General features: G+C 48.6%; 18 protein-coding genes, 1 pseudogene and 1 riboswitch. Of the genes and pseudogenes, 7 read left to right on the top strand and 12 right to left on the bottom strand.

The window, feature by feature from the left end; all coding sequences use genetic code 11:
• Positions 1–462 precede the first annotated feature (462 nt).
• Together ACLD11_RS20615 and ACLD11_RS20610 are read right to left on the bottom strand one after the other, a co-directional pair.
• Positions 463–669: a hypothetical protein gene (locus ACLD11_RS20615; RefSeq protein ID WP_259468410.1), complete on the bottom strand. Its 207-nt coding sequence runs from the start codon at positions 667–669 to the stop codon at positions 463–465.
• 124 nt (positions 670–793) lie between these two features.
• Complete coding sequence (locus tag ACLD11_RS20610) at positions 794–1,063, bottom strand: hypothetical protein (protein WP_259468411.1); 270 nt, start codon at positions 1,061–1,063, stop codon at positions 794–796.
• A gap of 163 nt (positions 1,064–1,226) precedes the next feature.
• Here ACLD11_RS20610 and yegQ point away from each other — a divergent pair, with 163 nt between their 5' ends.
• A complete protein-coding gene (gene yegQ, locus ACLD11_RS20605; protein ID WP_183058772.1) occupies positions 1,227–2,588 on the top strand; it encodes a tRNA 5-hydroxyuridine modification protein YegQ in 1,362 nt (453 codons plus the stop codon).
• Positions 2,589–3,039: 451 nt separating this feature from the next.
• Positions 3,040–4,091: pseudogene (sseK2, locus tag ACLD11_RS20600) on the top strand (type III secretion system effector arginine glycosyltransferase SseK2).
• 29 nt (positions 4,092–4,120) lie between these two features.
• Here the strand turns inward: sseK2 and ACLD11_RS20595 are convergent.
• Positions 4,121–4,537, bottom strand: a complete 417-nt coding sequence (locus ACLD11_RS20595) for a CesT family type III secretion system chaperone (RefSeq protein WP_183058773.1) — start codon at positions 4,535–4,537, stop codon at positions 4,121–4,123.
• 318 nt (positions 4,538–4,855) lie between these two features.
• Positions 4,856–5,191: a type III secretion system effector SteD gene (gene steD, locus ACLD11_RS20590; RefSeq protein ID WP_411015313.1), complete on the bottom strand. Its 336-nt coding sequence runs from the start codon at positions 5,189–5,191 to the stop codon at positions 4,856–4,858.
• Between the two features lie 712 nt (positions 5,192–5,903).
• Between steD and yegS the strand changes: the two genes are divergently transcribed.
• Positions 5,904–6,803: a lipid kinase YegS gene (gene yegS, locus ACLD11_RS20585; protein ID WP_183058769.1), complete on the top strand. Its 900-nt coding sequence runs from the start codon at positions 5,904–5,906 to the stop codon at positions 6,801–6,803.
• Positions 6,804–6,855: 52 nt separating this feature from the next.
• On the opposite strand, the gene fbaB is transcribed toward yegS, so the two are convergent.
• Entirely contained in the window at positions 6,856–7,908 is a 1,053-nt protein-coding gene (gene fbaB, locus ACLD11_RS20580) for a class I fructose-bisphosphate aldolase (RefSeq protein ID WP_000129590.1), read from the bottom strand.
• Between the two features lie 253 nt (positions 7,909–8,161).
• Here fbaB and ACLD11_RS20575 point away from each other — a divergent pair, with 253 nt between their 5' ends.
• The 3 genes from ACLD11_RS20575 to ACLD11_RS20565 are packed head-to-tail and all read left to right on the top strand — an operon-like array spanning position 8,162 to position 11,396.
• Positions 8,162–9,433 carry a nucleoside permease gene (locus ACLD11_RS20575; RefSeq protein WP_411015312.1) on the top strand — a complete coding sequence of 424 codons (1,272 nt, stop codon included), beginning with the start codon at positions 8,162–8,164 and terminating at the stop codon, positions 9,431–9,433.
• Complete coding sequence (locus tag ACLD11_RS20570; protein WP_411015311.1) at positions 9,430–10,434, top strand: ADP-ribosylglycohydrolase family protein; 1,005 nt, start codon at positions 9,430–9,432, stop codon at positions 10,432–10,434. The genes ACLD11_RS20575 and ACLD11_RS20570 overlap by 4 nt, the downstream gene beginning before the upstream one ends.
• Positions 10,431–11,396 (top strand): PfkB family carbohydrate kinase, encoded by a 966-nt coding sequence (locus ACLD11_RS20565; RefSeq protein ID WP_065680588.1) that lies wholly within the window; start codon positions 10,431–10,433, stop codon positions 11,394–11,396. The genes ACLD11_RS20570 and ACLD11_RS20565 overlap by 4 nt, the downstream gene beginning before the upstream one ends.
• On the opposite strand, the gene ACLD11_RS20560 is transcribed toward ACLD11_RS20565, so the two are convergent.
• The 3 genes from ACLD11_RS20560 to thiM are packed head-to-tail and all read right to left on the bottom strand — an operon-like array spanning position 11,370 to position 13,736.
• Positions 11,370–12,116, bottom strand: coding sequence for a GntR family transcriptional regulator (locus ACLD11_RS20560; protein ID WP_000434062.1), 747 nt, complete (start codon positions 12,114–12,116; stop codon positions 11,370–11,372). The two genes, ACLD11_RS20565 and ACLD11_RS20560, sit on opposite strands and share 27 nt — an antisense overlap.
• A 35-nt stretch (positions 12,117–12,151) precedes the next feature.
• Complete coding sequence (thiD, locus tag ACLD11_RS20555) at positions 12,152–12,952, bottom strand: bifunctional hydroxymethylpyrimidine kinase/phosphomethylpyrimidine kinase (protein ID WP_000822242.1); 801 nt, start codon at positions 12,950–12,952, stop codon at positions 12,152–12,154.
• Positions 12,939–13,736, bottom strand: a complete 798-nt coding sequence (thiM, locus tag ACLD11_RS20550; RefSeq protein WP_411011749.1) for a hydroxyethylthiazole kinase — start codon at positions 13,734–13,736, stop codon at positions 12,939–12,941. The genes thiD and thiM overlap by 14 nt, the downstream gene beginning before the upstream one ends.
• Before the next feature lie 31 nt (positions 13,737–13,767).
• Positions 13,768–13,864: riboswitch (TPP riboswitch) on the bottom strand.
• Between the two features lie 281 nt (positions 13,865–14,145).
• Between thiM and rcnB the strand changes: the two genes are divergently transcribed.
• Positions 14,146–14,460, top strand: coding sequence for a Ni(II)/Co(II) efflux transporter accessory subunit RcnB (gene rcnB / locus ACLD11_RS20545; RefSeq protein WP_000837534.1), 315 nt, complete (start codon positions 14,146–14,148; stop codon positions 14,458–14,460).
• Between the two features lie 261 nt (positions 14,461–14,721).
• Here rcnB and ACLD11_RS20540 read toward each other — a convergent pair whose 3' ends face one another.
• From ACLD11_RS20540 to yehD, 4 genes are read right to left on the bottom strand one after another with little or no spacing between them, the layout of a single operon-like run.
• Positions 14,722–15,729 carry a putative fimbrial-like adhesin protein gene (locus ACLD11_RS20540; RefSeq protein WP_183059288.1) on the bottom strand — a complete coding sequence of 336 codons (1,008 nt, stop codon included), beginning with the start codon at positions 15,727–15,729 and terminating at the stop codon, positions 14,722–14,724.
• Positions 15,730–15,744: 15 nt separating this feature from the next.
• Positions 15,745–18,234 carry a fimbrial biogenesis outer membrane usher protein gene (locus tag ACLD11_RS20535; protein WP_411015310.1) on the bottom strand — a complete coding sequence of 830 codons (2,490 nt, stop codon included), beginning with the start codon at positions 18,232–18,234 and terminating at the stop codon, positions 15,745–15,747.
• Between the two features lie 13 nt (positions 18,235–18,247).
• Positions 18,248–18,931 (bottom strand): fimbrial biogenesis chaperone StcB, encoded by a 684-nt coding sequence (gene stcB / locus ACLD11_RS20530; protein WP_411015309.1) that lies wholly within the window; start codon positions 18,929–18,931, stop codon positions 18,248–18,250.
• Between the two features lie 55 nt (positions 18,932–18,986).
• On the bottom strand, positions 18,987–19,517 hold the full coding sequence (gene yehD / locus ACLD11_RS20525) for a fimbrial protein YehD (RefSeq protein ID WP_183059285.1): 531 nt from the start codon (positions 19,515–19,517) through the stop codon (positions 18,987–18,989).
• Between the last annotated feature and the right edge of the window lie 371 nt (positions 19,518–19,888).

The raw sequence follows: 19,888 nt of genomic DNA, 5'->3' as shown, positions 1-19,888 counted from the left end.
TTTCAGGAGATATTTGATCATATATAAAGTCAGAAGGACAGTTGCACCAGATGAGGGTTAGCTTAATTTTTAAACAAGAAATGCTGATTTATTAGTACAAAAAACATACTTCTGCTGATCTTTCCCTGGTTTACTAACCTGCACACCCTAAGATTACTCTCTTATCTGCATTAAGAATATCATTGTGTTTTTTCGGAATATATAAAGGTTCCCCATAGTGGATGCATAACGTGAGCCAAATTAGTTAAAGACGGGATCACTGACACTATAATAAGTCAAATGACCTTTTGTATTTTCTTTAATACATGTTGCCGAGGTAATTTCAAATTTATTTTTTAGTGAATTAGTTTCATATTCAAGAAATGCTTTATTTAATTCCTGAATATTGGGGCGGTGTCATAACATCCTGATAGCAGAAAGATAAAAATCAGCAGCCATTTACCCTGATTAAACATATACGCTTCACGCATTACAATCTTCCGTAACCAAATCCAGCAGCGTTAAACTCCACCCTTTGCCCAAGCCATGAAGCTCGCTCAGATGAAAAATCAAACCATCACCCCATTTTTTCGGCACTGCCACCACTCGCTCTGATTGCAGCTCAAGCCGCCTGGCGTTTGCTATACAGGTATCCGACGCCTGATCCCCATTATCCGCTCCATTCACCATGCTAAACGCCAGCAGGTATAGCTAACAAAAAAACCGGCGTGATCCCATCCCTTTTCACAAACGTACTCAACCTCCGTGTGGTGATCAAATTCCTTATCCACAGGAATGTGCTCTGAAAACCAACCTACCTGCCCCAACAGGTAGTTAAAGTCAGGTATCGGTTTATTAATATCAAATTTTTCATCCAGTTATAATCAAATCCAGCCCCAATTCGGTACAGCACATACATCCCGACTTTTTTATCAATCAGGGCATTAATTTTCGCGTTGTCTCGCTGCTGAAAAGCGATAATCACTTGTCTCGCCGTCTCTTCAAACGACGGAGCGGCACAAACGGGATGCGCGACCATTCCCAGCAGACTCAACGCGATGGCCGTGCGGCTCATTTTCATCATTGGCTCCCCATTAACATCCGGTGTTCTATTAGCGCCAATATACTCTCGCAATATTTACTCAGCCTGTCCGTAAGCGTACAATGCCCGCCCTTAAAGTGAGGACTCTCCTCCAGCCGCCTCATCAGGTGAGGCGGATCTGACCTGTCATCAGAACGAGAAAATGATGTTTAAACCAGAACTCCTTTCGCCGGCGGGAACGCTGAAAAATATGCGTTACGCTTTCGCTTACGGTGCCGATGCCGTCTATGCGGGCCAACCGCGCTACTCTTTACGCGTGCGTAATAACGAATTCAATCACGAAAATTTGCAGCTTGGCATCAACGAAGCCCACGCGCTCGGAAAAAAATTCTACGTGGTGGTGAACATCGCCCCGCATAACGCCAAGCTCAAAACCTTTATCCGTGACCTGAAACCCGTCGTCGAGATGGGCCCGGATGCGCTGATCATGTCCGATCCAGGGTTGATTATGCTGGTACGCGAGCACTTCCCGGCAATGCCGATTCACCTGTCGGTACAGGCTAATGCCGTAAACTGGGCGACGGTAAAATTCTGGCAGCAGATGGGGCTGACCCGTGTGATTCTCTCCCGCGAACTGTCGCTGGAAGAGATTGAGGAAATTCGCCAGCAGGTGCCGGATATGGAAATAGAAATTTTCGTCCACGGCGCGCTATGCATGGCCTATTCCGGTCGCTGCCTGCTTTCCGGCTACATCAATAAACGCGATCCGAACCAGGGCACCTGCACCAATGCCTGCCGTTGGGAATATAACGTGCAGGAAGGAAAAGAAGACGTTGTCGGCAACATCGTGCATAAGCACGAACCGATTCCGGTACAGAACGTTGAGCCGACGCTCGGTATCGGCGCGCCGACGGATAAAGTGTTTATGATAGAAGAGGCCCAAAGACCGGGCGAATACATGACCGCGTTCGAAGACGAGCATGGCACCTATATCATGAACTCAAAAGATTTGCGCGCTATCGCCCACGTGGAGCGCCTGACGAAAATGGGCGTCCACTCGCTGAAAATCGAAGGCCGCACCAAATCCTTTTATTACTGCGCCCGTACCGCGCAGGTCTACCGTAAGGCCATCGACGACGCCGCCGCGGGTAAACCCTTCGACCCTACGCTGCTGGAAACGCTGGAAGGTCTGGCTCATCGCGGCTATACCGAAGGTTTCCTGCGTCGCCATACGCACGACGATTACCAGAATTACGAGTACGGATACTCCGTTTCCGAACGCCAGCAATTTGTCGGCGAGTTCACCGGCGAGCGTAAAGGCCAACTGGCGGCCGTGGCGGTGAAGAATAAATTCTCCGTAGGCGATAGTCTGGAGCTGATGACACCGCAGGGAAATATCAATTTCACTCTGGAACAGATGGAGAACGCCAAAGGCGAGGCTATGCCGGTGGCGCCTGGCGATGGCTATACCGTCTGGATGCCCGTCCCGCAGGACGTTACGCTGGATTACGCACTATTGATGCGTAATTTCTCAGGCGAATCAACGCGTAACCCCCATGCTAAGTAGTTAATTGCGGTTATTTTTTCATGGCGGGAAGATTCTTAGAAATTGATCACATACCGCTTCGCTCAATGCGGGTATTATTCAACGCGCTGAAAAACATAACCCATAAATGCTAGCTGTACCAGGAACCACCTCCTTGGCCTGCGTAATCTCCCTTACGCAGGCTTATTTTTTGCGTATAATCAATAAAAAAGTGGTACTTCCCGCCATATCCAAAAATTGACCACACTAACCAAAGCGCAAATGGGCGCTTAGGTTTACAGACCTCCCCTATTCATGGCCAGCCAGCAAGTCACAATCCTCCCCGCATCCGGTCAGACTCAGGACTTATCATTCTGACGTTTACGTTTAAAATCAGTGAATTAAATCAAGAACTGCTTTGTGAGTACTTACACAAAAAGTTTACAGGTTATTAAATTAAGGTTAAAAACTGATAATTTAACCGTGTAAAAATATGGCACGTTTTAATGCCGCTTTTACAAGGATTAAATAATGTTTTCCCGGATTAGAGGTTTGATTTCATGTCAAAGTAATACTCAAACCATCGCACCTACGCTCAGTCCACCTTCATCAGGCCATGTAAGTTTTGCCGGGGTTGATTATCCTCTATTACCACTCGATCACCAAACGCCGCTCGTTTTTCAGTGGTTTGAACGCAATCCAGATAGATTTGGTCAAAACGAAATTCCCATTATCAATAGGCAGAAAAACCCTTATCTTAATAATATTATCAATGCTGCTATAATAGAAAAAGAAAGAATTATCGGTATTTTCGTTGATGGCGATTTTGGCAAGGGACAAAGAAAAGCATTGGCAAAATTGGAACAAAATTATAGAAATATAAAGGTTATTTATAATTCTGACCTTAATTATAGCATGTATGATAAAAAGTTAACGACGATTTATTTAGAAAACATCACCAAACTGGAAGCTCAGTCAGCAAGTGAACGAGATGAGGTCTTGCTTAACGGGGTAAAAAAAAGCCTGGAAGATGTCTTGAAAAACAATCCGGAGGAAACGCTTATTTCATCTCATAATAAAGACAAAGGTCACTTATGGTTTGACTTCTACAGAAATCTTTTCCTGCTAAAAGGAAGCGATGCCTTTCTGGAAGCTGGTAAACCTGGTTGTCATCATCTGCAACCAGGTGGTGGGTGCATATATCTTGATGCAGATATGTTACTTACTGATAAACTCGGCACTTTGCATTTACCTGATGGTATCGCTATCCATGTAAGTCGTAAAGATAATCATGTTAGCCTTGAAAATGGAATTATTGCTGTTAACCGCAGCGAGCATCCAGCATTAATAAAAGGACTCGAAATTATGCACAGTAAACCTTATGGCGATCCCTATAATGATTGGCTCAGTAAAGGGTTGAGACATTATTTTGAAGGTTCTGTTACGCAAGATTATAATGCATTTTGTGATTTTATTGAATTTAAACACGAAAATATCATTATGAACACAAGCAGTTTAACTACCAGCTCGTGGAGGAAATCATGATAGCCTTGTTTTACTCACCCTTCCCACCGTCACATATAATCGGTATCCAGAGTTATTCCTTTATCCTGTAAAATGTGATACAGATTCTCCATTGATCTAATAACTACCTCAATTTCACATTCAAGTTTCTCTACAGAACTTTCATTGAGTGAAAGGTTGAGAGCCAGTAATAATGATTGTGAGTTATTATCATAACACAAATGTGGTCCACTATTCTCTGCAAACCATAAGTTTGCATTGAGAAACTCCAAAGCAAGATTATTATTATCCGGAGGTCTTCCACAAAAACCGTATATCATTATATACTCGCTGTTAGTGCTTGTTAATAACACACGATAGCGGTTATCTATAATAAATGAGCATAATCTGTTTTCGTCAAAGGCAATTGAATCGACATTTAATTTTAGTGAAAACTGTCTTAATAAGCTATCGGCTCTTGAATACATAACACCCCATACTCTAAAAATTTTCCATATATACCCTTCATACTTCAAGTTGCTTATGTGTTGGCTACGGATTACTCGGCCCATCCATGGGCCTCGCCCTGACGGGCCGTCGCACGCGACGTTCAAATCTGCTCCCGGCAGATTTGTCGTTCACCCCAGTCACATCGTTATCTATGCTCCTGGGGACTCACTCCCTTGCCGCCTTTAAGCAACTCGAATTATTTTGGGTATAAGTCATAAACCTCTGGTCTGTGCGCTTAACACCCCGTGTCATCTCCGGAATTCATCTTTTCCCTATGACTTGCTGTGTTTGCTCATTTATGGCCAGGCTGGCCGGGTTCTGACGCCATTTGCGCTAAGGTATAGTCCGGCGCATATTCCCATCATACCAATTCCCCCCATGCCAAACGATGCGCCTAAAACCGTCAGGGCGGTAGTATATGCAGCACCACTACTGACACTGGCGACAGCCCCTGAGCATACCCCACTGAAAATACCTGTAAACAATGCCGAGGTTCCCAGACACATTAAACATCTGGGTTTATTGCCGTAAACGTTAAGCTCAACGATTTGAGCTCCCGGTCTTTCTTCATTACACCGTTCAGAAGGAGGGAGCAATGGCGTTTGCGCATTCACGCCTGAAGTGACATTCATATAAACCTCTTCATGCACATGCCTGTTTATGTTTATGAGAAAAGCGATACCTCAGGCAACGATACGACTATAAGACACCGCGCTTAGAGCCTATCCCATTAGGGATATTTTACTTGCCATTTTGGTCCTGGGCAGTGCTCAAAATCCTCATGTACTACGTGTACGCTCCGGTTTTTGCGCGCTGTCCGTGTCCAAACTGGCTGCGCCAATAACGCCTGGTGGGATAGGCGCTAAGTCATCATCTAAATAGGTTTTATTTCATAACAAGAATAGTGTACTGCTAATAGTGTGCCTTGTTCCTGCCAAAGCAGTCTAAAGAACATTTCGATTTTATGCTATTAAAAAGTATGTTTGGTAATAAATATCAGGTTATTATCTTATATTATGGTATTTGAAATTAATACTGATAACTGACGTATGTTCGTCTTGTTAATCCTCCGTTTCGTTATTAAAGGCGCTATATCGGAAAGCGTCTGACTACCCCTTGTGGTTTCCCTGCACTCTCACAAGCGCTACTCAATGCGTATACCGGCATCTCTCTTGTCGCCATTTGCCTTAAACCATGCTTCGCTTACCGCTGCGTATAGCAGGAAGAAAAACGGTAAAGCAATAAGTGCGCAACATTACAATTTTCATCCTGTTCTGACCTCGCTTTTTCATTTCTGCTATACACTTTCTGGAGATGGTTGTTCAACCTATTAAGGCATAACGGATGGCTAACTTTCCCGCCAGCTTACTGATCCTCAATGGCAAAAGCGCTGATAACCAGCCGCTACGTGAGGCCATTACTCTACTTCGCGACGAAGGCATACAGATTCACGTTCGGGTAACCTGGGAAAAAGGCGACGCGCAGCGTTACGTTGATGAAGCCCGTAGACTGGGCGTTGAAACGGTGATTGCTGGCGGCGGAGACGGTACCATTAATGAAGTGTCAACCGCGCTGATCCAGATCCACGACGGCGTAGCCCCTGCACTGGGCCTTTTGCCGCTCGGCACTGCCAACGATTTTGCCACCAGCGCCGGTATTCCTGAAGCGCTGGACAAAGCGCTGAAACTGGCGATTGCCGGAAATGCGATGGAAATTGATATGGCCAGAGTCAATGATAAAACCTGTTTTATCAATATGGCGACGGGCGGTTTTGGCACCCGCATTACCACCGAAACGCCGGAAAAACTCAAGGCCGCGTTGGGCGGCGTCTCCTATCTTATCCACGGTCTGATGAGAATGGATACGCTGACCCCTGACCGCTGCGAAATACGTGGCGAAAACTTTCACTGGCAGGGAGATGCGCTGGTAATCGGCATCGGCAACGGTCGTCAGGCCGGCGGCGGACAGCAATTATGTCCCACCGCGCTGGTTAACGACGGGCTGTTACAGCTACGGATTTTTACCGGCGAAGAGCTGCTGCCGGCGCTGTTTTCCACGCTCACGCAGTCAGATGACAATCCGAATATTATTGACGGCACCTCGGCGTGGTTTGATATTCATGCGCCGCATGAAATCACGTTTAATCTGGATGGCGAACCACTCAGCGGACAAGAATTTCATATTGAGGTGCTGCCTGGCGCATTACGCTGTCGGCTGCCGCCAGACTGCCCGTTGCTACGTTAATAACACCTGCCGCTGGCCGGATGCGCTCACATCCGGCTTTTCTTCGTTGAACTCAGGCGATGGTGACTTTGCTATCCAGATAGACATCCTGTACGGCGTTAATCAACTTCACGCCATCAGCCATCGATTTCTTAAAGGCTTTACGTCCCAGAATTAGCCCCATTCCACCGGCTCGTTTGTTGATCACTGCGGTACGAACCGCGTCGCCGAGATCGGTGTCGCCGCCGTCCGCGCCGCCGGAGTTGATAAGCCCGGCGCGTCCCATATAGCAGTTCGCCAACTGGTAACGTACCAAATCAATCGGGTTATCGCTGGTCAGTTTGCTGTACACGCGATCATCGGTATAGCCGAAGTTGACCGCTTTATAACCGCCATTATTCTCGGCCATTTTCTGTTTCACAATATCCGCGCCAATCGTAGCGGCCAGATGGTTAGCTTGCCCCGTCAGGTCAGCGGATACATGGTAATCGACGCCGTCTTTTTTAAAGGAAGAATTACGCAGGTAAGCCCACAATACGGTCACCATACCCAGCTCATGCGCACGCTCAAAAGCGGCGGAGATCTCTTCAATCTGGCGACGAGACTGTTCCGAACCGAAATAGATCGTCGCGCCTACCGCCACGGCGCCCATATTGAACGCCTGCTCAACGCTGGCGTACAGGGTCTGATCGTACTCTGTCGGATAGCTCAATGTTTCGTTGTGATTCAGTTTGACCAAAAACGGAATACGGTGCGCATAGCGCCGTGAAACCGAGGCCAGTACGCCGTAGGTAGAGGCCACGCAGTTACAGCCGGCCTCAATCGCCAATTCAACAATATTTTTTGGGTCAAAGTAGCGCGGGTTGGCCGCAAAAGAGGCGCCGGCGGAGTGCTCCACTCCCTGATCGACGGGCAGTATCGAAAGGTATCCTGTTCCCGCCAGGCGTCCAGTATTATAAAGCGTCTGCATATTACGCAGAACGGCTGGTGGACGATTATTGTCAATCATCACCCGGTCAACGTAATCCTTGCCGGGTAGATAAAGCTGATCGGAAGGAATGGTCATACAACGATGCTGTAAAAGGCTGTCGGCGTCTTTGCCAAGCAACTGCGCAATATCAGTCATAGCTATGCTCCCGTAAGTTCCGATAGGGTATCGGAAGGTGAATAGTCCTGCCCCGCAGATTGCGGGTCGCAATAAGCCTGGTACTGACCGACCATTTTTGCCAACTTTAGCGCATTTTTTCGGCGCTATCTGCTGACTCGATTCACGTCCGAAAAAGTGTTAGATCGGTCAAAATTAATGCTCATTGGTATTTAAAAGGTATTATTAAATGGTATTGTCATGGCGTACCTTACCTGTCATGAAGGATTCAAAAATGAAAACGACCTTTAAACTGTCGTTCATGATGTTCGTGGAGTGGTTTATCTGGGGCGCCTGGTTCGTCCCTCTATGGCTATGGCTAAATAAAAGCGGGTTTTCCGCCGGTGAAATAGGCTGGTCTTATGCCTGTACCGCCATTGCGGCGATCCTGTCGCCGATTCTGGTCGGCTCCGTTACCGACCGTTTTTTCTCGGCGCAAAAAGTCCTGGCGGTACTGATGTTTGCAGGCGCCGTGCTGATGTATTTCGCGGCGCAGCAAACCACCTTTGCCGGATTCTTTCCGCTGCTTCTGGCCTATTCATTGACCTATATGCCGACCATCGCGCTGACAAACAGCATTGCCTTCGCTAACGTACCGGATGTTGAACGCGATTTTCCACGCATTCGCGTTATGGGAACCATTGGGTGGATTGCCTCCGGCCTCGCCTGTGGATTCCTGCCGCAAATGTTAGGCTATAACGATATTTCCCCCACCAACATTCCACTGCTCATAACCGCCGCAAGTTCAGCGTTGCTGGGCGTATTTGCGTTCTGTCTGCCAGACACGCCGCCAAAAAGCACCGGCAAGATGGATATTAAAGTGATGCTGGGGCTGGATGCGCTGGTCCTGCTGCGCGATAAAAACTTTCTCGTTTTCTTCTTCTGTTCCTTTCTGTTTGCGATGCCGCTGGCCTTCTACTACATCTTCGCTAACGGCTATCTGACAGAAGTGGGAATGAAAAACGCCACCGGCTGGATGACGCTCGGCCAGTTCTCTGAAATCTTCTTTATGCTGGCTCTGCCCTTTTTCACTAAGCGCTTTGGTATTAAAAAGGTATTATTACTTGGTCTTATTACCGCTGCGATCCGCTACGGCTTTTTTGTCTATGGCGGCGCGGAGACGTACTTCACTTACACCCTGCTGTTCCTCGGTATTTTGCTGCACGGCGTAAGTTACGATTTCTACTACGTCACCGCCTACATTTATGTCGATAAAAAAGCGCCGGCTCATATGCGTACCGCTGCGCAAGGGCTTATCACCCTCTGCTGTCAGGGATTCGGCAGCCTGCTGGGCTATCGTCTCGGCGGCGTGATGATGGAAAAAATGTTTGCTTATCCGCAACCGGTTAACGGTCTGACATTCAACTGGGCGGGCATGTGGACGTTTGGCGCAGTGATGATTGCCGTCATCGCGCTACTGTTTATGATTTTCTTTCGCGAATCGGACAAAGAGATCACTGCTATTGACGATCGCGATATTGCGTTGACACAAGGGGAAGTAAAATGAAAGCAGAACGTATTCTCGGTGCTCTTTACGGGCAAGCGTTAGGGGATGCGATGGGAATGCCCTCTGAGCTGTGGCCGAGAACGCGCGTCAAAGCGCATTTCGGCTGGATTGACCGCTTTCTGCCCGGCCCAAAAGAGAATAATGCCGCCTGCTATTTTAACCGCGCGGAGTTTACGGATGATACCGCAATGGCGCTCTGCCTGGCCGACGCGCTACTCGAATGCGAAGGCAACATTGATCCCGAGATTATTGGACGTAACATCCTCGCCTGGGCGGAACGCTTTGATGCGTTCAATAAAAATGTACTCGGCCCGACGTCAAAAATTGCGCTGAATGCGATTCGCGACGGCAAACCCATCGCGGCGCTGGAAAACAACGGCGTGACTAACGGCGCGGCCATGCGCGTTTCGCCGTTGGGCTGCCTGTTGCCGCCAACTAACCTGACAGCCTTTATAGCAGAAGTAGCGTTAGCCTCCAGCCCGACGCATAAATCCGATCTGGCGGTGGCTGGCGCCGTGGTTGTCGCCTGGGCCGTCTCGCGAGCGGTTAACGGCGACACGTGGCAAAGTATTGCCGACTCGCTCCCCGCCATCGCCCATCAGGCGCAGACAGCGCGTATTACCACGTTTAGCGCCTCGCTATCGGCACGTCTGGAACTGGCGCTAAACATTGTCCGCCGCGCCGACGGCGTCGAATCTGCCAGCGAACAGCTCTATCAGATCATCGGCGCGGGAACCAGCACCATTGAATCGGTTCCCTGCGCTATCGCCATGGTGGAACTGACGAATACCGATCCTAACCGCTGTGCCGTGCTGTGCGCTAACCTCGGCGGCGATACCGACACTATCGGCGCGATGGCTACCGCCATTTGCGGCGCGTTGCACGGGGTAAGCGCCATTAACCCCCAGTTAAAGCAAACGCTGGACGAGGTTAATCAGCTGGATTTTGCGCGCTATGCCGTTGCGCTGGCGAGTTATCGTCAACGGCGGGAGGCACTATGAACGGCGCACGGTTGCTGACATTATTACCGACCCTGCATACCCGGCGTCCGCTCACCGTTATCGGCGCGGCAGTGATCGATATCATTGCCGACACCTGGACGTTGCCGCGTCGCGGAGGCGATATTGAACTGCAACAACAGAGCGTCAATGTCGGCGGCTGTGCGCTGAATATTGCAGTGGCGTTGAAACGACTGGGGATTGACGCCAGCAATGCGCTGCCGCTGGGCCAGGGCGTGTGGGCGGAGAGGATTCGCCGCCGTCTGGCAAAAGAGGGATTATCCAGCGTGATTGACGCGGTTGAAGGAGATAACGGCTGGTGTCTGGCGTTAGTCGAACCGGATGGCGAACGCACGTTTATGTCTTTTAGCGGCGTGGAAAACCAGTGGAATGCAGACTGGTTGTCGCAGCTCAGGACACCGCGGGGCAGTCTTGTCTACCTGTCCGGCTATCAACTGGCCTCTTCCTGTGGCGAGCCACTGATCCAGTGGCTGGAAACCGTCGACGATGTAACGCCTTTTATCGATTTTGGCCCACGAATCGGTGATATTACAGACGATGTAATGGCGCGCATTATGGCCTGCCGACCCATCGTCTCCCTCAATCGCCAGGAAGCCATCATCGCCGCGGAACGCGCCGGACTTGCGACCGATACGCGCACTTTCGGCGAAGCATGGGTAAACCGCTTTTCCGCGCCGCTGGTGGTGCGCCACGATAAAGACGGAGCGTGGTATTTTAGCGCGCAATCTTCCGGCGTTGTGCCAGCGTTTCCGGCAACCGTGGTGGATACCATCGGCGCGGGCGACAGCCATGCTGGCGGCGTGCTGGCAGGACTGGCGTCAGGCTGGCCGCTCGCGGATGCCGTACTGCTGGGAAATGCGGTGGCAAGCTGGGTGGTCGGTCATCGCGGCGGCGACTGCGCGCCCACGCGCGAGGCGCTACTCCTCGCACACAAAAACGTATAGGTCGCTACGACAATAACTGATGCTGTATTCAATAGGCCGCTGCTGCTGATCGAGCGCCACCTGCTTAATCACCAGCACCGGCACTTTACCATCCATTTGAATATGCGACTGAAACTCATCATCCGGCATCCGGGCGCTGACGCGGGATCGGGTACGCTGAGGGTAAATGTGCTGGCGACGAAAATAGTCATACAACGAAATGCCAATCGCGTCGACATCATGAATCAGATGCGCGGGCACCCAGGACTCTTCAATCGATACCGCGTCCTCATCAACATAACGAATGCGTTTGAGTAAAAAGACGTCGCTGCCTGCGGGGATCGCCAGATGCTGCGCGACCTCATCCGGACAACTTACCACGCGTTTGTTAACCCATAGCGTATCCGGTTTTTTGCCGCGCAAGACAACCTGCTGAGAAAATCCCCGCGCCTCTTTCAGGGAATATTCAAAGATATTATTGATTTGCGTACCGTAGCCACGGGCGCGCGTGACGACACCCTCTTCTTCCAGCGCCTGCATCGCTTTCCGTACCGTGATGCGCGAGACGCCGGTAAGCTGGCTGAGGTCGCGTTCGCCAGGCAAAATATTACCGTGCTCAAGAATACCGCTGCGCACGGCATCCTTTACCGTCTGGGCGAATTTCATGTATAGCGGCGTATTATCCGCCGCTGAAATTCGTTCATTCAGTTGCGCGATGAGCCGGGTATGCGCTTGTTCCATTTATCTTTCCTGACGACGGGTCTGTAGGCAGTATACTACCACCACGCGTGGAAATGATGTACCGGACCAATGCCCTTCCCCACTTCCAGCGTGTCCGCCTGCGCCAGCGCCGCCGAAAGCCATGCCTTCGCCTCGTTTACCGTCTCTCCCCAACAGCGATGCCGGGGCCGTAACGCCGCCAGCGCCGCCGACAGCGTACAGCCCGTCCCATGCGTATTTTTGGTGTTCACACGCGGCGCGCTAAAACGCTGCTCGCCCTCACGGGTAAAGAGCCAGTCCGGGCTTTGCGCATCCTCTAAATGCCCGCCTTTCATCAATACCGCTTCACACCCCATCGCCAGTAACGCCCGCCCCTGCGCCAGCATCTCCTGTTCCGTACGCGCATGGGGAGCATCCAGCAACGCTGCGGCTTCCGGCAAATTAGGCGTAATCAGCGATACCTGCGGCAACAGCCGGACGCGTAATGTTTCTATCGCAGAGGGCGAGAGCAGCGGATCGCCGCTTTTCGCCAGCATCACCGTATCCAGCACCACATTACGTACATGATGGCGCTGTAGTCGCTCCGCCACGGCCTCGACAATATCGGTTTCCGCCAGCATCCCGATTTTCGTGGTATCAATGCGCACATCGCTGAACACGGAATCAAGTTGAGCGGCGACAAAGTCCGGCTCTATCCGGTACACCGACTGTACGCCACAGGTATTTTGCGCCACCAGCGCGGTGATGACCGAACAGCCATACGCGCCCAGCGCGGAAAAGGTCTTGAGATCCGCCTGGATACCGGCCCCGCCGCTGGGATCGGTGCCGGCAATCGTCAGCGCGTTAATTCTCTTCATTGGCCGCCTCCACATCCAGATGATAGAGCACATCAAGAAAAGCCGGGATGAAGCTACCCGGTCCTTCGCTACGCTCTGCCGCGGCCTGTCCAGCCAGTTTCATCCAGCAGCAGGCCGAAGCGACATTGTCCAGCGCGGCGCCCGGTAACGCGCAACTGGCGGCGACGACCGCCGACAACGCGCAGCCGGTGCCTACAATGCGAGTCATTAACGGATCGCCGCCGGGAATGCTCAGCGTGCGCTGACCGTTAGTGACGTAATCTACCTCTCCGGTAACCACAACGATGCAGTCTATCTGACGCGCCAGCGCCTGCGCCGCAGGCAGTGCAGCCAACGCCGCCTCGGTGGTATCTACGCCGCGTCCGCCCAGCGCCATGCCGGATAACGCCAGGATTTCCGAGGCGTTGCCGCGTATTGCCGCCGGGCGCAGGGACAAGAGATCCAGGCAAAATCGCCGACGAAATTCCAGCGCGCCTACTGCGACAGGATCAAGCGTCCACGGCGTTTTGGCATCATAAGCGCTTTCTACCGCCGCACGCATCGCGTCAGCGCGTGAGGCGGTTAAGGTTCCGACATTAACCAGCAAGGCGTTGGCGATGGCGGCAAACGGTCTGGCCTCGACAGGATCAATCACCATGGCGGGTGAAGCGCCCAGCGCCAGCAGCGTATTGGCGGTAAACGTTTGTACGACGTCATTTGTCATACAGTGCGTAAGCGGGGAGAGCGCGCGAAAGTGTTTTAACGTATGCGCCGCAAGCGTGCGGCAGTGCAGGTCAGGCTGCATGGTTCAGCTCCTGCCCGCGTGAAGAAGGGACACGAGCAGTGTCAGACTTCCCTACGCTGGCATTATCCAGATCAGGTGGTACGGGTATTTCTCAGCCTTCACAAAGAAGGGCACCCCGAGTCGTCAAGCCCCGCCGTGTTAAGCGGGGTTTCGCTATTAAGCATACTGTCTGCGCCAGACAATGTAAATTTACAGCCAGCCGCGGACGATAATTTCAGCGTTATCAGATAGTTCTCAAAACCTATTCGGTTCTGGCAAACTTGCTGGCGGATATGTTGCTGCACGACGCTTTCGTTTACACTTTTTACGAAAAGGGGCGTGAGATAACAAAATAGCGCTTGTCAGATACGCCACCAGCAGAAATGATACACACGATGTTAACTGACCCGCATATGTGGAGGGTAAAAGTATGAAAAGTAAGTTGCTGCCTTGCGCGCTGTTGCTTGCAACCAGTTTTGCATGGGCCGCCCCCGCGACAACGGGCATTGATCAATATGAGTTAAAAAGCTTTATCGCCGACTTCACCCACTTCAAGCCCGGCGATACCGTTCCGCAGATGTACCGCACCGATGAGTATAATATTAAACAGTGGAAATTACGTAATCTGCCCGCGCCAGATGCCGGTACTCACTGGACCTATATGGGCGGCGCGTATGTACTGATTAACGATACCGATGGAAAAATCATCAAAGCCTACGATGGCGAGATTTTTTATCATCGATAAAAAAAGCCCCCTCATCCAGAGGGGGAAATACAGCCCCATGTTACTTTTTTATTAGCCCTTAATCACTCTATCTCCTTCAAACTGCCTTTTTGTTGACTGCCTTCACTACCCGATTCGCTCTGGATCTCGCCCTTTTGAAACTACCGCATACCACATTAAAATTTATTGCAGAAAGATTGTCACCCCGGTCACTTATTATTGTAAGTGACCGGGAACTCATTCACCTATCGCGCCATATATCTTAAATGTTTTTCGTATATATTAATCGTATTTCACATAGATCAGCGCAGTCGCTTTTAGATCGCCTGGCTTTATATTGTCTCGGTCATAAACATAATAGCTGGCGATAATAGGAATTGTTATCATATCACTGTTTAGCGGCGTGCCTACTTGATCCACTTTCCATAACGTTGAAGCATTACCCTGCGCTGCTGTATTTGAAATATTCACCGTTTTCCCACCGCTCTCCAGTATAAATCCGACGCCATTATTCACAGCACCGCGCAGCACAGAATAGCTATCTGGTATTAAATCACTGCTGGAGAGATAAACCGTCATTTTACGCGATGTTTGTTTAGCATTACCAAAAAGATTATCACACTGGAGACGAATATTATCCGCAGTATTTTTGTTGCTGACCTTGCCTGTGTTATATAATTCAGAAAGCGCAATATTCGGTAGCGTGATCGTCAGATCTTCAGGTTTGCAGGTTGTCTGCTTGCGATCGTAGGACACAAACAGATCAAATGAATATAACCCTGCACCTCTAAGATAACTATTATAATCTGCGGCACAGGCATTCCAGCCTCTGCCTGCTAGCAGGCACCCTAAAAACCGCCAACCAGCCGTCCACTGAGTTGCAGAAGAAGCGCTTGTTATTGATACCACCCCGTTGATTAGGACACTGTTCCCACTACCGGCAGAAATATTTACATTCGCACCAGAGGAAGCAGGTTCAACCGTTACCGTATAGCCCGTTGTAAACGGCATTGTGAGAGTATTATTATCTGCCCAGGAGATTTTTAACTTCAGTTTTACTGTATCATTGTATAATCCCACGATGATATCGGAAGGATCCATACGCGTTATCTTATAAGTCCCTGTACAAGTTGTATCGTTAAAATTGTGGCTATAAGTTGCGGACTGATTAGGGTTAATCGTAAAATCCTCACGAATAATTAAATTATCCTGATAAGTAATTTCTCCCGTACAGGCTGCGTATGTTTCAGGTAATATCAATATCATCACGATAAAAAGAAAGAATTTCATTTCACCACCTCACCACTACCGACAAATATAAACTTTACTTTCATCAACCGTTTTACCAAAGGTGATTGAACATGAAAGCCCCTGCTCTTTATCTACTGGTACACTGACTTCCGGCGGAATATCATTCGTTCGAATAAATAACTGGCTACCCTGTCCAACAATGCCCACATTATGACCATGATGATCTACTACATCATAACCAAAAATAAGAGGCGAGCCATCAGGACGCTGCGCTTTAATAAACCATGGTTTACGCTGGTCGGTATCAAAATTCACTAGCACGACGGCCCCTCGGTATGGGGCGGCAACTTTACGGTTACCGCGTAATTCCGTTTCACTGCTACTTTGCGACACATCAAGCATAAGATGGTTTTCGCGATATGGCGTAAGGTTGTCATAAACCACCGTTCCTTTTTTATTGGTAGTCCGATATTTTTGGCCGTTAACGTAGGCACCTTCAAGTCCCGGAGCCTGCATAATCGCAAAGGTATCTGAAAGCCGGCTGGATAAATTCAACCCGCCACTCCAGGCTACAACCCCACCGGAAATACTTCCGCCGGTCTGAGTATAATTGGACGACTGGCTGTAACTACCATTAAGCGTTGCAACGGGCGTATTCCAGGTTAAATTCGTCCCCGCCGTGGTTTCGCTATCCTGTCGCTGATGGCTAAGATTCACGCCGTAATTAAATTGATCGCGACTGCCAGCCGTACCGGTTAACCCAATATTGTTTGAGGTAAAACCGTCATCATCAAACGTTGTCGAATTCGACACATTCAGATGACGCCGCGGAGTAGTAATACCATCCCCCCAGTCAAAAGGAATTGAGATAAACAGGTTAAAACGTTTATCTTCATTATGATCTTCGTCATACGTCTGACTGGCGGATAATGTATAATTAATCTTCTGGAACGTATTGGAATAGCTTATTTGATAATCTTTACTGGTGCCACTACGTCCCCAGTAATCACGCCATAATGCACTCAGTGATACCGCGCCCCATCCTTCCGGTAACGATTGGCTCACATTAGCTGAAAACGTATTTTTACGCCCAAAATCGTTTTGATAATAATCAGCAATATCGTACGCGTCGTTCTTATCTCGACGATAGTTATTTTTATTATTAGCCCAGACATGATCGTTAAATGTGCGGTAATCCTGTGTTGAATACCGATACGCAGCCAGACCAAAACGGGTTAATGTTTGGGTCAGGTATTTATTATAAGCAATCTGATAACTCTGGCCATCAAATACATCGCCATTATCCTGTTTACTGTGCGATCGCGTGGCATCAAGCGAAATAGCGCCAATTCGGGTGTTCCACCCCGTGCCGAGGGTAAACGCATTATAATGGTTCGATAGCATCGTACCACCATAAAGCGTCAACAGGTTATTAAGACCATACTGATAACTGATTTGTGTAAAATCGGCCTGATTATCGGCGCCTTCAATATGACTACGGCCAGCGGAAAAATCATATTTAGAGACGCCGGGCTGCAACATGTTCGGTACGGAAGCGTAAGGCACCAGCCAGGTATTTATCGAACCATCCGCCTCACGTACGGTGACATCAAGATCCGCGCCACCGCCCGCGAGTTGCAGATCCGCAATGGAAAAGGGACCAGGAGGAACCTCTTTCTGATAAACAATGAATCCGTTCTGTTCGATAGTTACCAAAGCGTTAGTCTGTGCAATCCCCTGCACCAACGGCGTAAAATTCTGTTTCGAGTTTGGCAACATTTGCATATCGCGGAACAGACGAACACCGGTAAACCTCACGGAATCGAAAACATCTGACGAGGTATACTGATCCCCGGCGCGTAATGTGCCGAGAAGCTCAGCGATACCGCGCTCCAGATACAATGTGTTGCTTTTCCACTCACCGCTGCTGCCATCGGTTTTATTAAATGTGGTATCCGCATGCGCCTGCCAGCCCAACAGATTGAAACCGCTATTGAACCGAACGTAAGTACTTTTACTATTGCCAGAATTCTTATAGTCGCTGTAATACTGGCTGGCATAGTAAGAAGTATAAAATGCATTGATGCCGCGATCCCAGTTTTCAGGCAATACATAACCCGCCTCGACCTCATTTACATAGGCCTGGGGAACGCTCAAATCCAGCCGAAAAACACCAATATTAAAAGTATAGCCTCCGCTTCTCACGACATCTTTTAGTGCAATACAATTCAGTGTTCCCTGCGGTTTCAAACCATCGCTTATCACACCAATATTTTTCAACAATTCAGTGGAAATACATGTGCTACCGGGATCATCGGCAACAATGATATCGTATTTACCTCGCCATTGATTGTTGACATAAATATCCAAATCATACTGTCCCGGAATCGGCTTATTCTCATCTATATGGAAATTTGTTATTTTTTGGTCTTTCATTCCCCCCATCATAAAATGGGTATCAAACGTTTCCGTTGCGACAGCCTGCGTTTGCCAGGTAAACAGAGTCAATAAAACAAGCGAAGCGATGGGTGTCATCCTTGGCATGATGAACTCCTGTTTATTTTACATTGATTTTGCTACTAATATAGTTACCATTATCATCAATAATCGTTACTTCATACTGGTTTGTTGACGCGTATTTCATGTTAATATTTTGCGTCGATAGCGGTGGTAGCATGATAGTTTGATCATTAATCTTAGTATTTCCTGATTTTACATCCGTCACGGTAATCCAGTTTGCAGTATCATTTTTCATCATGACAGTTTTATTACTGCGAAATAAACCAATCCGCTGAAAACTGTCTTTGGTTACGGCGGCAATTCGGCTGGGGCGCCATATTAATTTTATTCGATTCTGCATTGCGAATTTAAGCACATTTTTACCGGCATTTTCCTGGCTGTTTGGTGGAATATCAAGCACATTCAGATAGAACAGACTTTCTTTGTTATCCGGTAAGTTATTAGGCATTTTCTTGATTTTGATCTGCTGACCAGACTCAGCGGCAACGCGCGCCACTGGCGGCGTCAGCATAAATGGCACCTGAATTTTTTCTGGCGGTAATGAAGTGTTACCGTCATCTATCCAGGACTGTACCAGCGAAGCTTGCTCGCCCTGATTCACCAATTGTACAACGACTTCTTTCTTCTCTGCCGGGTAAATCACACGCGTACCATAAATAACAATACCAGCATGGGCAGGCAAAATTATGGCAGATAACAATACTGCAGATAATATTTTCATATTTACACGGCCTTGCTTATAAAAAACCGGCGACGAACGCCGCCGGTTGAATAAATTAGTCAGTAACAACCGTTAAAGTCAGTGTTGAGCTAACATCACCAGAAGCAACATCACCGTCTAAACGCGCATAGCGTGCTAAAAAAGTCAGGTCGTATTCACCGGTGCTATTTGGATCTAGTGTTACCCCTGTCTGTGGATCAATCTGATTATCCGTACTTCCGTAGTAAACCGCAAAGCCGACACCTTTGGCAGACCCGTTATTAAATGTGATATCGTTGCTGTCAAATTGCGTTGAAGAGAAGGTAATACGCGGCGCTACATCCGGTTGACATTTTATTTTCAACGGCATCTGGGTTTGATTAGTTACTGCATCATAAATCTGACCCGGGTTTAAATTAATTACTTTATCCGCACCAATTTCATTCAGTCTAATTTCAGCGGTGTTCGTATCCACAAATTGACAGGTAGTACCAACCACCTTTCCGTTAATATTCAGAACGCCTGAATCATACTCTTCAGCAGCAAAAACTCCAGCGCTCATAAATACAGCAGACAATACAGAAGCAGCAATAAGTGAACGTTTCATAATCTCTTCCTTAATGAAGTAATTTCTATTTGTTAAGAGTTATTAACCCTTGCGAAGAAAATTCTCATAGACGGGAAGTTACCGCAATGTAAACACGATGTTTTATTGATTTAAAGCAATTTACAGATTGCAATATAATTGCAACAAATAATCATGACTTATCATTATTTTGTAAACTTATTAATTTCCGAAATTTACTGTCCTTATACATAAGCAAAGCAAATAAAAAAGCCCATATCATTTATATCAATGATATGGGCCTGCGGAATTAATAAGAATTAGAGCCTATCCCACCAGGCGTTATTGGTGCAGCCAGTTTGGACACGGACAGCGCGCAAAAACCGGAGCGTACACGTAGTACGTGAGGTTTG

It is taken from the genome of Salmonella sp. 741265116_PST (genome assembly GCF_046567715.1).
GTDB classification, from domain to species: domain Bacteria; phylum Pseudomonadota; class Gammaproteobacteria; order Enterobacterales; family Enterobacteriaceae; genus Salmonella; species Salmonella enterica.
The sequence above is the reverse complement of the archived record's forward strand: the minus strand, read 5'-3'. Positions and strand labels throughout refer to the sequence as shown.